Here is a 13,716-nt window from a genome sequence, read left to right as displayed (position 1 = left end):
TTTTTAAATGATTCCTTTTGATTTTAGGTGATTTGAACCTTACTTTTTCGTCTTAACCATCTGCAAAGACTATACATATGACCTACATGTCAGATAAAAAATATCTTCTCTGCGTATAGAAAATCCAATTTTTTATTTGTGAAAGACTTTGATCAATTTAAAATAAATGATATCAGGTAGTTAGTATGCAGAAGATGCAGTAATAACCCTACTAGTATAACGGTTTAAATAAAATCTATTAAAGAGGAACGTTATTGTCTTGCTTTTTTACCGTTTATCTATAAATTTATAGAAAAAGGTATTGGTGTCAGAGAGAATCCACTCCTGGTTTATTAACAACTTGATAGAATTTGTTAGGTGAAAAATTGAAATACAAGACGTCCTAAATGAAAAAAAAAGTAAGTAATAAAATTGTCTTTTTTGTGCCTGAAAAAGTCCATCTTTTGGACTTATGTGGCCCAGCACAAGTGTTTTATGAAGCAGAAAATGCGGGAGCGCCTTTAGAAGTTGTTTTTGCAGGTTTTAATTCTTTAGAGGGGGTAAAGAGTAGTGCGGGGCTGGCTTTTAATAATTTGTTAGACATTGAGAATTTAAAATTAACTGCAAATGATTATGTATTCATTCCAGGAAGCGAAAATGTGGTGCAAATTATTAATAGTAATAAGACTTTTTTGAATCTAATAAAGCGCTGGAATAGTGAAAAAGTAAATATTTGTTCAATTTGTGTTGGAGTTTTTTGGTTGGCCTCTCTTGGGCTAGTTGATGGAAAAAAGAGTACAACTCATTGGCGATATCTTGACTTGTTAGAACGGAAACATCCAAATACAATTATTCAAAAAAATAATCTTTTTGTAATTGAACAAAATCTTTACATGAGCGCGGGTGTTTCTTCAGGTATCGATCTATCACTTTACATCATTGAAAAGTTATATGGTTATAATTTAACATTAAAGGTTTCTAAAGAAATAGTTTATTATTTTAGGAGAGCCGGTGATGACCCTCAAATTAGTACTTTTTTAAAATATAGGAATCATATTGATAATAGTGTTCATAAAATTCAAGATTATATCATTAAAAACATAAATAAAAAGATAACACTAGATGATATGGCGATAGAAGTCAATATGAGTAAAAGAAACTTGTCCAGAAAATTTAAAAAGACTACAGATATAACTGTCGGTAAATATATTGAGATGGTAAGACTTGAAAGAATCAATCATTTACTTTCAAATGGTCTTAAAATGGAGCAAGTAGCCATTGAATCTGGATTGAAGAGTACCAATCAAGTTCGAAATCTTATTAAAAAATATTCACAGAACTTGTCCATATAATGAGTTGTTTTGTCCTGATAAATTATGGTAGTTTATGGAAGTTTGCTATTTGTAATTAAACTTTCAGTATAATGATAAAAAGGACATTTTTAACTTTATTTATTTTTCTAATAATTTTAGGTTGTACAGACAAGAAAAGTGCATTCGTATGTGTGCCTTGCGATTTGTCATGCGATTTAAAAATTTTCAGTAGCGGTGGTTCTTGTGCTGCTTGTGGGATGAAATTGGCAGAAAAAGGAACCTATAATAAGGAGCTTACAACTAGCCAAATTTCTGAAGATTTTGATATTCTACTAACCACTTTAAAAAGTAATCATCCAGGACTATATGATTACCAAAATCAAAGCGATTTCGAGCGAAAAACAAAACTATTAAGGACAGAAATCGAATCTGCGAAAAATGTATTAGATGAATACAGAATACTCAGTAAACTTATAGCTATGGTTGGGGATGCACATACTTATGTAATGAACCCATACTATCAAAATATTTTACAAGAGGAGTTATTGTTTCCTATTGTACCTAGAATTGATAACAATCAAATTAGAATTAATGGGCAAAATTTGAGGTCGATCAATGGATATTCAAGCAAAGAATTACTAACACGTTTACAGTCGTTTTCTAATAGTGATGGTAATACTATTCCTTATAAAAATGCTTTTATAGAAATGGAATTTCCCTTAAAGTATTTCACCTTTGTAGATACTGCTTCAACATTCGATGTCACCTTTGAAAATGGTAAAAGTAAAACCGTAAGAGGTAAGTCTTATTTCAATAAAGGTTTAAGGCCTAAAATACAATCAGAATCGCTCATCATTAATGAGAATACCGCAATCATAAAAATACCTTCTTGGGAAGACGAATCTGCGTCCTCATTTAATAGTGACCTACAAGAAATGATAGAAAAGTCTAAACTTGCAAAATTTTTATCAAATTCAATGGAAAAAATTATAAATGCAGAGGTCGATAAATTAACCATTGATTTGAGGGGAAATAAGGGAGGTAAAAGCGGTCCTGCAGCCGTTCTTCTTAGTTATTTAATAGATAAGCGATTTAAATACTACACAGAAATTAGAGTTGCTTCTGACAGCTTCCCGACTAAACAATATATATCAAATAAGGAGTTGGTTCAGTTCTATGAATCAAATGATGCCAAAAAACTAATTAATAAAATTAATGGTAATTATTATTTTATAGATGATCTCTTACCATCAATTCAACCAAGTTTGAAACAGTATTTGGGGGCTATTGAGATTCTAGTAGATAAATATACGCTCTCAGTTAGTACAGATGTTGTAGCTATTTTAAAAAAGAATAGAAAAGTTAAAGTTACAGGAAATGAAATAGGAGGTAGTTTAGATCATTATTGTGCTGGAAATTATCTTAACTTACAGCTTCCAAATTCAAAAATAGAAGTAAACATACCTTTACAAAGATTGAGTTATTAAATTTTTGAACTTTTAAATGAATGAAGAGGCCTAACTTTGAAGACATAAAATCTGGTGATGAATTTAACAATTGGTATTGGCTTAAAGAAGAGATGGTAAATATTTGTAAACTATCTGGACTGCCTTCAAGTGGAAGAAAATTTGATCTGAGAGATAGAATAATGTTTGCACTTGATAACGATGGTAAATTAAAACCTGAAAAGAAGAAGTATAAACCTACATCAAAATTTAATTGGGCGAAATCAGAATTATATTTAGAAACAAAGATTACTGACAATGTATCTTTTGGTTCTAATTTTAGAAGTTTTATGAAAAAACAAATCGGGAATAAGTTTGTTTGTCATAGTGATTTTATGGATTGGGTTAAATCAAATCCAGGTAAAACTTTATCAATGGCAGTTGAAAAATGGTATCAATTGGAAAATCGGAAAGTTGACCTTAATTTCAAAAGAAAAATAGCCGATAACAATATGCTAGCGCAGTATATCAGGGATTTTTTAGCAGATAATAAAAACAAAACAATGAAGGATGCTAAAGAATGTTGGAATCTTAAAAAACAAATGCCTACAAAAAAAGGATTTGTAAAATATGAAAGTACAGATTTAAGTCTTGGAAAATAGGAATAACCATGAAATTATAGCTTAACTATTTTTGTTTAAGCAATCGTTTGAACAGGGAAAAACTTTTCTGGCAGCTGCTATTCTTATAAACTTAATGTGGTTATGCATACTGGAGAAGGTTACAATCTGTTAGGTCATGAAGATTTAACCTATTTGTTGAGCGATATGGCAAAATTGAGTGGTATATTGAAGTCGCTAGTATAGAATAATGGTATTGTCTAGAAAATAGAAATGCAGAGAACAATTTGGAGACATAAAAATATAATGAAAATGATAAGGTTTCTTTTTATATCAATTTTGATTACCGTAGTTATTGGTTGTAAAACAAATCCCGATGCTGTTTTAACAGAGAAAATTAATCCTATTGAATACTCAATGGATAATAATGCGAAGTTAATTTTAGAGTATCCAGAGATTAGTTCAATTTCGATAGGAATATATAAAGACGGAAAAAAATATACCAAGTATTATGGAGAAATAGATAAAGGGAAAGGTAATAAGGCAAATGACAAGTCTATTTTTGAAATAGCATCTGTCACCAAAACGTTTACTGCATATTTGACAGCTCAAGCAGTGCTAGATGGAAAATTAAAGTTAGATGATGATATTAGAAAATATATAGAAGGTTCTTATACTAACCTCGAATTTAACAATCGTCCCATTTTTATAAAAGATATATTGACGCATACAACAGGAATTGAACGAAAACAGTTTTCGGAGATTTTGGCAAAGATGTTTTCTATAGATGTAACCAATGAAGAGCGAAAAGAAATAAAGGAATATGGTACAGCAGATTTTGTAGATGATTTAAAAAAATACCAGTTAGAAGTTACTCCAGGAGAAAAATACAACTACTCGGGGTTTGTTGCGCCAGAAATATTGGCCTTAATTCTTGAGCAGGTTTATCAAACAACATATAATGAACTCTTAGAAGAATTTATTCTAAAAGAGGCTCAAATGAGTCAAACTTTAATGAATGTGAACCTTGAGGATAAAAAATACGTTCTTAATGGATACACAACGAATAATCGATTAGTGGAACCCATGCAAATGCCTTTGACGGGTGCTGGTGGGGGGCTAAAATCAACAGTCCCAGATTTATTAAAGTATATTGAGTTTCTGCTTGAAAAAGATAATCCAGTAGTTAAAGAGATGCAAAAACCTTTGTTTTTCGATGAGGAAGAAGGAGATCAATATGGATATTTTTGGATGTTAGGTGATGATAATATCATGATGCATAATGGTGGAACAGGAGGGAGCGTCAATTGGCTTATTTTGATTCCAGAATCGAATAGCGGATTTACAGTTTCATTTAATTATAATGGAGATATGGCCAATGATTTGATAAATTATATTGCCTCATCTATTGTTGATGACATTATAAACTATCCTCAAAAAAATGCTTATTTCATTGTTCGAGATGCTATTCGTGAAAACCCGGACAATTGGAAGAAAATCTACAAAAAGATTAAAGAGGAAACTAAAGAAGAATATGATTTTGATGATCCAAATATGTTAAATAGTTTGGGTTACGAATTGATGGGGCAAGATAAAATTGAAGAAGCAATAGAAGTCCTAGAATTATTAGTTTCTGAGTTTCCTGAGTTATCTAATCCTTATGATAGTTTGGGAGAAGCTTATTTTATGAATAAACAATACGATCTTTCATTGGTTAACTATAAAAAATCTTTAGAATTGAATCCAAAAAATGATAATGCCGTAGAGATGATTGAAAAAATTAAGACAATAAAAAAGAACTGATACATCTTAATAGTAAGCGTATTACGAATATGTTCAAACTTATGTATACATAAGAAAGAGCTTCTTTATCGGTTTTTATCGAAACCTTTACCTTTCTAATTTACCAACAGTTTGGATTCATTTAACACACTTTAGTTTCTCTAATTTGTGAATATCAAAGGTGCTTTCATTAATAAAACCTAATATAAATTTAAAATCGTGTTAAAGTTATTTAATGCAACAGTGTTGCGTTATATTTTGTTATTTTCGCCCGAAAAAATAACAAATTGAAACCATTCTTCTCAATCATTGTGTTCTTGCTTTTGCATAGTTCAATATTTGCTCAAACCCTTACAGGTAAAGTGGTAAATCAAAATGAGCAGGCGATTAAAGAAGCTAATATTTTGAATACAACCACAAATGAACATACTCATACCAACTCCCACGGTAGTTTTAGTTTAGAAAATGTTTCCTTAGGTGATGTGATCAAGTTTTCGCGCTTAGGGTACCAAAGTGAAGAAGTAACAATTAATGATCTAAGTACACCTCTCACTATTATATTATCTGTAGAATCTATTGATCTTGATGAGGTAATTATTTCTTCAGAAGTCAATCCACTTCAATTAATTACAGATATAGATATACAAGTAACCCCAGTAAATTCTTCCCAAGATGTTTTGAGAAAAGTTCCCGGATTGTTTATTGGGCAGCATGCCGGTGGAGGGAAAGCAGAACAGATTTTTTTACGTGGTTTTGATATTGATCACGGTACCGATATTAACCTTACTGTTGATGGGCTCCCGGTGAATATGGTGTCTCATGCCCACGGACAAGGATACGCAGATTTACACTTTGTAATTCCTGAGACCATAGATAAGGTGGACTTTGGCAAAGGGTTATATTATGAAGATAAAGGTAATTTTACAACTACCGGGTATGTAGATTTCAAGACCAAGGAACATATTGATATCAGTATGATTAAGTTAGAAGCTGGACAATTTGATACATACCGGCTTTTGGGAATGTTCAATATTATGAATACGGCACAGCATACAGCATATCTGGCATCAGAGTATTTGTCTACAGACAGTTTTTTTGACAGTCCGCAGAACTTTAATCGAATTAATATTTTCGGGAAGTATACGGGTTTCATAACCGAAAGTGATAAACTTGGTGTTACTATTTCTAATTTTAGTAGTAAATGGGATGCATCTGGACAAATACCGCAACGTGCAGTTGATAGCGGTTTAATTTCTCGATTTGGAGCTATTGATGATACCGAAGGAGGTAATACGTCAAGAACTAATCTTTTGGTAAACTATGATAAGATTATTGATGGATCTTCGACACTAAAAAGTAGTGTGTATTGGAGTGCTTATGATTTTGAGCTCTATTCGAATTTTACTTTTTTATTAGAGGATCCTATCAATGGAGATCAAATTAGACAAAAAGAAGATAGAACAATCTTTGGATTGAATAGTGAATACCAAAAAGCCTTTTCTTTGAATAAAGTGAAAGGAACCTGGCAGGCTGGGATTTCTCTTAGAAATGACCAAAGTAAGGATAATGAATTGTCTCGTTCTCGTAATCGAATAGAAACTTTAGAACAAATTCAATTCGGTGATGTAAATGAAACCAATGTTGGAGCTTACTTAGGGGCAAATATTCATCTGAATAAATGGACATTTAACCCTTCTGTACGGATAGATTATTTTGATTTTCAGTATAATGATAATCTGCTGGGGATATATGAAACTCAAAACGAAACAGAAGCTATTGTTAGTCCTAAGTTGAATGTTTTCTATAATGCTTCGAATAAGTTACAACTTTACGCAAAAGCAGGACAAGGTTTTCACTCAAATGATACCAGAGTTGTTGTTGCCAGAGGAGGTGAAACGATATTACCATCGGCTTTTGGTGCCGATGTAGGATTTGTTTGGAAACCTACTTCTAAGATGCTTTTTAATCTAGCTTATTGGTATTTGCATCTTGAACAAGAGTTTGTTTATGTTGGAGATGCTGGAATAGTTGAACCCAGTGGAGAAACCCAACGTCAAGGAATTGATCTTAGTTACAGATATCAAGTGCTTCCATGGTTATTCTTTAATCTAGATGCTAATTATACCCATGCTAGATCGGTAGATGAACCCTCAGAAGCAGATCTCATTCCTCTTGCTGCAGATTTTACTTTGGTTGGAGGATTAAATATCGTTCATAAATCAGGCTTTTTTGGAAGTATTAATGTAAGACATTTAAACGATCGCCCGGCAAATGAAGATAATAGTATCGTGGCCGAGGGATATACCATAACAGATATGAATCTAGGATATACCTGGAAAAAGGTTAGCCTAGGTATTCAAATACAAAACTTATTTGATCAAGAGTGGAATGAAACTCAGTTTGCTACAGAATCTCGTTTATCGGGTGAGCTTGACTCTGTCGAAGAGATTCATTTTACCCCAGGAACGCCTTTCTTTTTCAAAACTACATTGCAATATAATTTTTAATAGGTATAGGAGTGTTCTGTAACCTTGTCAATGAGTTATAAAATCTTAACTAGAGGATTTAACTCTAATTTATGTTTAGTACTAATCCAATACCAGGTGTTCTAAAAGTGTTTAAAAGTTATATTTTGCACCAAACTGAGCCCTCCATCTAGAGTTGAACAAATCAGTCACATAGGGCTGTGTTCCTTCGGGAATATTAAATTGAAATTGAGGTTGGTTATTTTCTATTCCTCTGAAGTTTAATAAGCTAAAACTTGAGTTTACCACATTAGGCACAAATACCAATCGTCCCCAATCTTTATTTATAAAATTGAATACATTTAGCATATCGAATGATAACGAAATAGCATGACCATTTTTTAGATTTAATCCATATTCTAATTTCATATCAAGTTCATGGTTCCAAGGAGTACGTGCTCCATTGCGCTCAGCTACTTGTCCGCGTCTTTCTCTCAAGTAAGGGTCATTTTCTATAAATGCATTTAAACGTTGCCATTGTTCTGCCGCACTCACGGTTACATTCCCCTGCGCATCTGTTATATCTATCAAGTTAATTTCAGACACATCTCTAGGCACATAAATTATGTCATTTCTTGATGAGCCATCTCGATTTAAATCTCCTTGATAGACGTAAGAAAAAGGGCTTCCGGCTCTACCATTGTATAAAAACGAAACAAAACCTGTACTTCTCTTTCCTAGGTTAAAGCTGTAGGAATGACTACTTACAAATTTGTGCCTAAGGTCAAAGTTTGAAAACGAAATAGCGGGGTCATTGGCTACTAATGCTTGATTCCATTCAAAATTGGCGGCAGGAGAACTACGTACCGTACTTGATATGTCTTCACTTCTTCCGTAGGTATACCCAAGATATCCACTATATTTCCCAAGCTGTTTGCTTATTCCTAGGGTAAGGTTATATCGAAACCCTTTATCGGTGTTGGTTAGTAGAAAAACATTGGTAAAGTTTGGGTTTACTTTAATCGCATCTCCGGTTTCTAGGAAGTATGGTCTATTATCTGCACCATCAAAATTACCGGTGATATCTCTTCTGTTAATAGATTGAAAAAGTAGTCCGTTGACGACTTCAGTATAGGTTCCTTCAAGATCAATGGTCCATCGGTGAGGAAGTTTTGCTTTAAAAGCAATATTTGTTTTCCAATCTCGAGGTAGACTAAAGTCAGGATCAAGTAGATTAATTTCTGTTAGGTCGGGTTGGGTACTACGTAAATCTTCGAGATTTTCGGTTAATGGAACTGCTCCATCTGGTCTAATATCGATATTGAAATATTCTGTTCCAGAAATGTACTCTGCATAAGCAAACCAGAGGTAAGGAATACGACCTGAGAAAAGCCCGGTTCCTCCTCTAAGGGTATATTTCCCATTGGCGTCTATGCTATAGTTGAACCCAAATCTAGGATTGAGCTGTGGTTTTTTAGATATGGAATTATCAAATTGAGCAAATTCTGGAGTATTAAGCACCTCTTCACTAATGGGCAGTTTTTGAGTGAGGTATTGCCCGTCTATTCTTACTCCTGCTGTTATTTCTAATTTTTCAGTCAATCTAAAATTATCCTGTAGAAAAGCTGCGGTTTCAAAAACTCCTATTGTGGCTGAAGGACGATTACTAACAAATTCAAAATCATTGTTGTTCGCGTTATACACACCTCTTATTCGTGCAGGACGATCATTTAAGAAATCGTCTACCGATCGATACTCCCATCTACCATTCCATGCCGATAGGAAACCATAATCAACATCGTGTAATTGTCCAAATACTCCAGCTGTGAAATGGTGTTGATCGATATTGAAAGTATAGGTGTTTGCCAGCTGTAATGTTGAGAAATCGGTGTTGTATACTGATGCTTCTCTGTAGGTGCCGGCAAAAATCCTACCGGCAGATGAAGTAGCAATTTGTATATGAGGAAAAACACGTCCTTCGAAATCTCGATGCTCTTTTACAATATTGTATCCCAGAGAAAGTTTGTTGGTGTTTCCATTTTTGAAGTTTGATTTTAATTCTAGAGCGAGACTATTTGCTACACTATTATGCCTGTATCCTTGATTTCCAAAATTAAAAAAGGTACTGTTCCATTCTAGATTATCTGTAAAACTATTTACATAATTGTTGCGTAGAGTAAGTTTGTGAATATCAGAAATGTTATAATCTAAACGGGTAAAGAGTTTTGTGCTAGATGTTTGTAAATCTGCACTTTGAAAGGCTCCTGGATCATAATTATAGGTGTCTAATAATCGGTTTCTAATTGCTGTTACATCTTCTAAAGCAATATCCGATGAAGAACTTCCAGGGGCGTTTAATACTGGAGTGTTAGACAATGCTTGTTCAAAATTTACATAATAGAATAACCTGTCCTTAACCAGAGAACCTCCAATACCTCCACCAAATTGAACATCATAAAATGATTGAACTTCTTGTTCGGTACCGGCGGCATATCTACCAATTAGGTTTTGAGTGTTTCCATATCCATATATTTCAGCTTTGGTAGTATTGGTTCCATTTTTTGTGACCAAATTGATACTTGCTCCATTAAAATTACCAATACTAACATCAAATGGTGACAGTTTTACGCTTACCTGTTTTACGGCTCCCAGTCCAATGGGTTGACTTCTCGAAAGACTACCAGGTGTACCATTGGCCGAAGAGCCAGATGCCCCGCTAGCAGGCTCTTGAAACCCAATAATGTCATTGTTAGCTATTCCATCTATATTTAAGTTATTGAATCTATTGCTGGCTCCGCCAAAAGAATTTAGGTTGTTTTCAGGTAGGTTCTTAGTTAGGTCTTGTATACTTCTATTAATAGTGGGTGTAGCTTTTAAATCTTTTTGACTTAGCAATGTCTCATTACCATTTTTTTTAGGTGCAGATTCTGCGATCAATACGATTTCCTCTAGCGATGTACTTTCTTCGAGAAGCACAAAATCTTTAATAGTAGTGTTTCCTAGATTAATTATGATGCGATCTTGGGTGACTGTTTTATATCCTAAAAAAGAGATGTTGATTTTGTAATTGTTTCCAGGGGGGATATTATTGAATCTGTAGAAGCCATTTTCTTGTGAAATTGCACCATAAGTGAAGTTAGTTTCCGAATCGGTTAAAGTTATGTTTGCAAAAGGTACGGGGTTGGTTTGTTGGTCTTTTAGAGTTCCTTGAAGAATCCCTGTAGTTTCTTGTGCATTAGTAATTATGCTAAAAATAAAGATAGCAACTAGAGTTAGAATTTGCTTCATGCTAAGCAGCGAATTAATGCTCTTAAGTACGTGCATATAACTGAGTACTTAGAGTAGATTTTTAAAATTTTAAACGGATGTCGAGTGGGAGTTTGTTTATAACTGATAAACTCCTAAAACTGGAAATAGGATGAAAGCGGGGAGCCTTTATTTAAAATGACTTTGTGTATAAGGAGTGAGGTGTTCAAGTCCTTATTTGGATGATTATATTGACCACGACTTTGTATACTAGTGATGCTATTACGCAAAGAGTTGTTGGTTATTCTTGTTATTGAAAGTCGTTCGATATCAACGAGATAATCTATATCTCTTAGTTTTTCTAGAATTATGCAATCTTTATGAGATCTCGAAAACGTATGTCGTACCTGTTCATAAACAACTTCAGAATTCCAGGAAAAATCAAGAAAATCCGAGCGGTTAAAACTTTCTTTTGATATACCCATCAAGTAAAAACCTCCATCATAGGTTGGCCCTAGAACCGAATTCCCATTTTCTAGAGCATTTTTTGCTTTATGAATATGAATGGGTTGTAAATATGGGCAATCATTTCCTATAGTAATTATGGCATCGTACCCCTGGTCATAGGTATATTGTATAGCATTGGTAAACCGAGAACCAAAGTTATTTCCTTTTTGAAGTTTTTCATCAAAGTAAATTACTGGTAACCCAGCCGTAGATATAACACTTTTGGTATGAGCATGTAGTGATTTTATAAGATTGCCTTGCGCCAAAAAGGGTTTTTGCTTTATTTCCTCCTTATCAGAAAGTGCAAATACAAGTAAAGCTATCTTTGGTTTAATCATTTACGTTTATATCATAATTACATGTGCGACTAAAATACTTGGTCGTGAAGAATAATACATCATTACATATATACTTTCAAATTTAACTTTTTAATCTGTTTTTGTCTATAATAGTTGAGCTATTGTTTAGCGCATATAGAAAACTAAATTTGCAATTGTAGTATGTGTGGTAAGAAAAAGGATACTTCAGAAAGGTACTAACTCCTTAAATCACATTGATTCTAATGATAAACCCGATACTGAACTAATTATCAGTTATCTACTATGTTAGTGGAAGTTGGAGAAGACTAAGATATTAGCATTGGGTCATTAAGGTGTCATCCTGGAGTTTTGCAAGTATATCGATAATGGCCTGTTTGGATAACATTTTTCCGGAACATCCTTTCACATTTGGAATTTTCTTGATTAGTTCCTTTTTTTCATGAGGTAAGTCTACTCCAATCATGACAATAATTCCAACGTCTTTATAAGCAGCATCTAGCTTTTGAAATTCATTTAAAAATTCCCAACCGTCCATAACAGGCATATTAATATCCAATAGGATAAGATCTGCAAAGTAGGGGTTATTTAATATTTGCAAAGCTTCTTGCCCGTCTTTTGCAATTAGAATTTCATCAACAATGTTAGCTTTCTCAAGCATAATTCTATTGAAAAAGTTCGTCGAAGCACTGTCATCTACCAGTAGGAATTTTAGTTTTTTCATTATGTTTTTTCGGGGGGATAATGTTTAACAATTATGGGTTCATCTCGCTATCTTATATGAAAAATGTTTATGCACTACTTTATCTATAATACTTATGGTTAATGGTTTGTTTACAAAATCACTAACAAATCGATTTTCGATAGCCCTTTGTATATCGTTAGGATCGGTCGAGGTAGATAGCATAACGATTTTGATACCATCAATAACTTCATCTTTAAGTTGAGCAAATTTTTCTAAAAAGTCCCAACCATTCATTAATGGCATATTGATATCGAGAAAAATAAGATCTGGTTTCAAATTCAATTTATGGTCTATGTTTTTTAAATACTCAATAGCATCTTTTCCTTTATGTAAGGTTTTTACATTTTTAAAAGCTTTATGCTTTAATAGTAGGTATCGATTAAAGAAAGTCGTAGCCTTGTCATCATCGATTAATAGTGAAGAGTTTACAATATGGTTCATTAAAATATAAGGTTTATAAAGTGATGTAACTAGTTATTATGCTACAAGAAAAGAATACTGGGGGTATATCAATAGAAACTATACATTTCTACTTATGTGTTGCCTTTTCTTATACATAATTTGTTTGGTTTATAAATTCTGATGCAAAAGTATAAGTAGTAAAAGGGAAACGATTAAAAACTAACAAATTAGACCATGTTTTATCGATGAAATTCCATTTTATCAGATAAAGCGCGTTATTTTGTTGTGGATGGCTTAATTGTTTTGTTTCTAGATAATTAACATGCGGTTTAAGATTGTTTTTATTCCGTAATTTTATTGATTTTTTACCGTATTTATGTTGATCATAATAATTAGAATTGTATCTTTTCGAAGATTGTGTTATTTTCAAATCAGAGACTAACTTAAAGTATGAGTATTTCAATACAACATCATTTTGAACTTTCAGATTCAGATTTTGAAGCACAATTTGCTAATTGCACTTTGGATGCCAAACTCTTTACACATGAGGCACATATACGATTAGCTTGGATATTGATACAAAAACATGGGATTAGATTGGCAGAAGAAAAGATTCAGGAACAAATAAAGGACTTTGTTAAATCTGTTGGAGCATTAGATAAATATAATACAACTCTTACTATAGCTGCAATACGAATTGTCAACTGTTTCATGCAAAAGTCGAATTCTGAAAGTTTTAAAGATTTTATTGTCGATTTTCCAAAGTTAAAGACAGATTTTAAATCATTAATTAAAAGTCATTATAGTATAGATGTATTCACTTCTGATAAGGCGAAAAAAGAATTTTTAGCTCCCGATTTATTACCTTTATAGACACTATAGCTCTTTTATAAGG

10 protein-coding genes are annotated in these 13,716 nt (G+C 32.9%); 6 read left to right on the top strand and 4 right to left on the bottom strand.

Going from position 1 to position 13,716, the window contains the following annotated elements; translation table 11 throughout:
- Positions 1-386 precede the first annotated feature (386 nt).
- The 5 genes from M0D21_RS11605 (at position 387) to M0D21_RS11585 (ending at position 7,646) form a co-directional block, all read left to right on the top strand.
- On the top strand, positions 387-1,331 hold the full coding sequence (locus M0D21_RS11605; RefSeq protein WP_248329633.1) for a GlxA family transcriptional regulator: 945 nt from the start codon (positions 387-389) through the stop codon (positions 1,329-1,331).
- A 71-nt stretch (positions 1,332-1,402) separates the two neighbouring features.
- Positions 1,403-2,779, top strand: a complete 1,377-nt coding sequence (locus M0D21_RS11600; protein WP_248329631.1) for a S41 family peptidase — start codon at positions 1,403-1,405, stop codon at positions 2,777-2,779.
- 20 nt (positions 2,780-2,799) lie between these two features.
- Entirely contained in the window at positions 2,800-3,399 is a 600-nt protein-coding gene (locus M0D21_RS11595) for a DUF6434 domain-containing protein (protein WP_248329629.1), read from the top strand.
- 270 nt (positions 3,400-3,669) lie between these two features.
- On the top strand, positions 3,670-5,160 hold the full coding sequence (locus M0D21_RS11590) for a serine hydrolase (RefSeq protein WP_248329627.1): 1,491 nt from the start codon (positions 3,670-3,672) through the stop codon (positions 5,158-5,160).
- A gap of 266 nt (positions 5,161-5,426) precedes the next feature.
- Complete coding sequence (locus M0D21_RS11585) at positions 5,427-7,646, top strand: TonB-dependent receptor (protein WP_248329625.1); 2,220 nt, start codon at positions 5,427-5,429, stop codon at positions 7,644-7,646.
- Positions 7,647-7,757: 111 nt separating this feature from the next.
- Here the strand turns inward: M0D21_RS11585 and M0D21_RS11580 are convergent, their stop codons facing one another.
- The 4 genes from M0D21_RS11580 to M0D21_RS11565 all read right to left on the bottom strand — a co-directional run bounded on the left by M0D21_RS11580 (position 7,758) and on the right by M0D21_RS11565 (position 12,860).
- Positions 7,758-10,892: a TonB-dependent receptor gene (locus tag M0D21_RS11580; protein ID WP_248329623.1), complete on the bottom strand. Its 3,135-nt coding sequence runs from the start codon at positions 10,890-10,892 to the stop codon at positions 7,758-7,760.
- 113 nt (positions 10,893-11,005) lie between these two features.
- Positions 11,006-11,695 carry a TIGR04282 family arsenosugar biosynthesis glycosyltransferase gene (locus tag M0D21_RS11575; RefSeq protein WP_248329621.1) on the bottom strand — a complete coding sequence of 230 codons (690 nt, stop codon included), beginning with the start codon at positions 11,693-11,695 and terminating at the stop codon, positions 11,006-11,008.
- Positions 11,696-11,990: 295 nt separating this feature from the next.
- Positions 11,991-12,398, bottom strand: coding sequence for a response regulator (locus tag M0D21_RS11570; RefSeq protein ID WP_262922105.1), 408 nt, complete (start codon positions 12,396-12,398; stop codon positions 11,991-11,993).
- Between the two features lie 39 nt (positions 12,399-12,437).
- Positions 12,438-12,860 (bottom strand): response regulator, encoded by a 423-nt coding sequence (locus tag M0D21_RS11565; protein WP_248329617.1) that lies wholly within the window; start codon positions 12,858-12,860, stop codon positions 12,438-12,440.
- A 411-nt stretch (positions 12,861-13,271) separates the two neighbouring features.
- Here M0D21_RS11565 and M0D21_RS11560 point away from each other — a divergent pair, with 411 nt between their 5' ends.
- Positions 13,272-13,694, top strand: a complete 423-nt coding sequence (locus tag M0D21_RS11560) for a hypothetical protein (protein ID WP_248329615.1) — start codon at positions 13,272-13,274, stop codon at positions 13,692-13,694.
- The last annotated feature ends 22 nt before the right edge of the window (positions 13,695-13,716 follow it).

The sequence above is a fragment of the Aquimarina acroporae genome (assembly GCF_023195925.1).
Taxonomy (GTDB): Bacteria; Bacteroidota; Bacteroidia; order Flavobacteriales; family Flavobacteriaceae; genus Aquimarina; species Aquimarina acroporae.
The sequence above is the reverse complement of the archived record's forward strand: the minus strand, read 5'-3'. Positions and strand labels throughout refer to the sequence as shown.

Bases quoted from the DNA above. Each gene is read 5' to 3' on its own strand.
- M0D21_RS11600 (WP_248329631.1), top strand. From the start codon at position 1,403: ATGATAAAAAGGACATTTTTAACTTTATTTATTTTTCTAATAATTTTA.
- M0D21_RS11565 (WP_248329617.1), bottom strand. From the start codon at position 12,860: ATGAACCATATTGTAAACTCTTCACTATTAATCGATGATGACAAGGCT.
- M0D21_RS11570 (WP_262922105.1), bottom strand. From the start codon at position 12,398: ATGAAAAAACTAAAATTCCTACTGGTAGATGACAGTGCTTCGACGAAC.
- M0D21_RS11595 (WP_248329629.1), top strand. From the start codon at position 2,800: ATGAAGAGGCCTAACTTTGAAGACATAAAATCTGGTGATGAATTTAAC.
- M0D21_RS11605 (WP_248329633.1), top strand. From the start codon at position 387: ATGAAAAAAAAAGTAAGTAATAAAATTGTCTTTTTTGTGCCTGAAAAA.
- M0D21_RS11560 (WP_248329615.1), top strand. From the start codon at position 13,272: ATGAGTATTTCAATACAACATCATTTTGAACTTTCAGATTCAGATTTT.
- M0D21_RS11575 (WP_248329621.1), bottom strand. From the start codon at position 11,695: ATGATTAAACCAAAGATAGCTTTACTTGTATTTGCACTTTCTGATAAG.
- M0D21_RS11590 (WP_248329627.1), top strand. From the start codon at position 3,670: ATGATAAGGTTTCTTTTTATATCAATTTTGATTACCGTAGTTATTGGT.
- M0D21_RS11580 (WP_248329623.1), bottom strand. From the start codon at position 10,892: ATGAAGCAAATTCTAACTCTAGTTGCTATCTTTATTTTTAGCATAATT.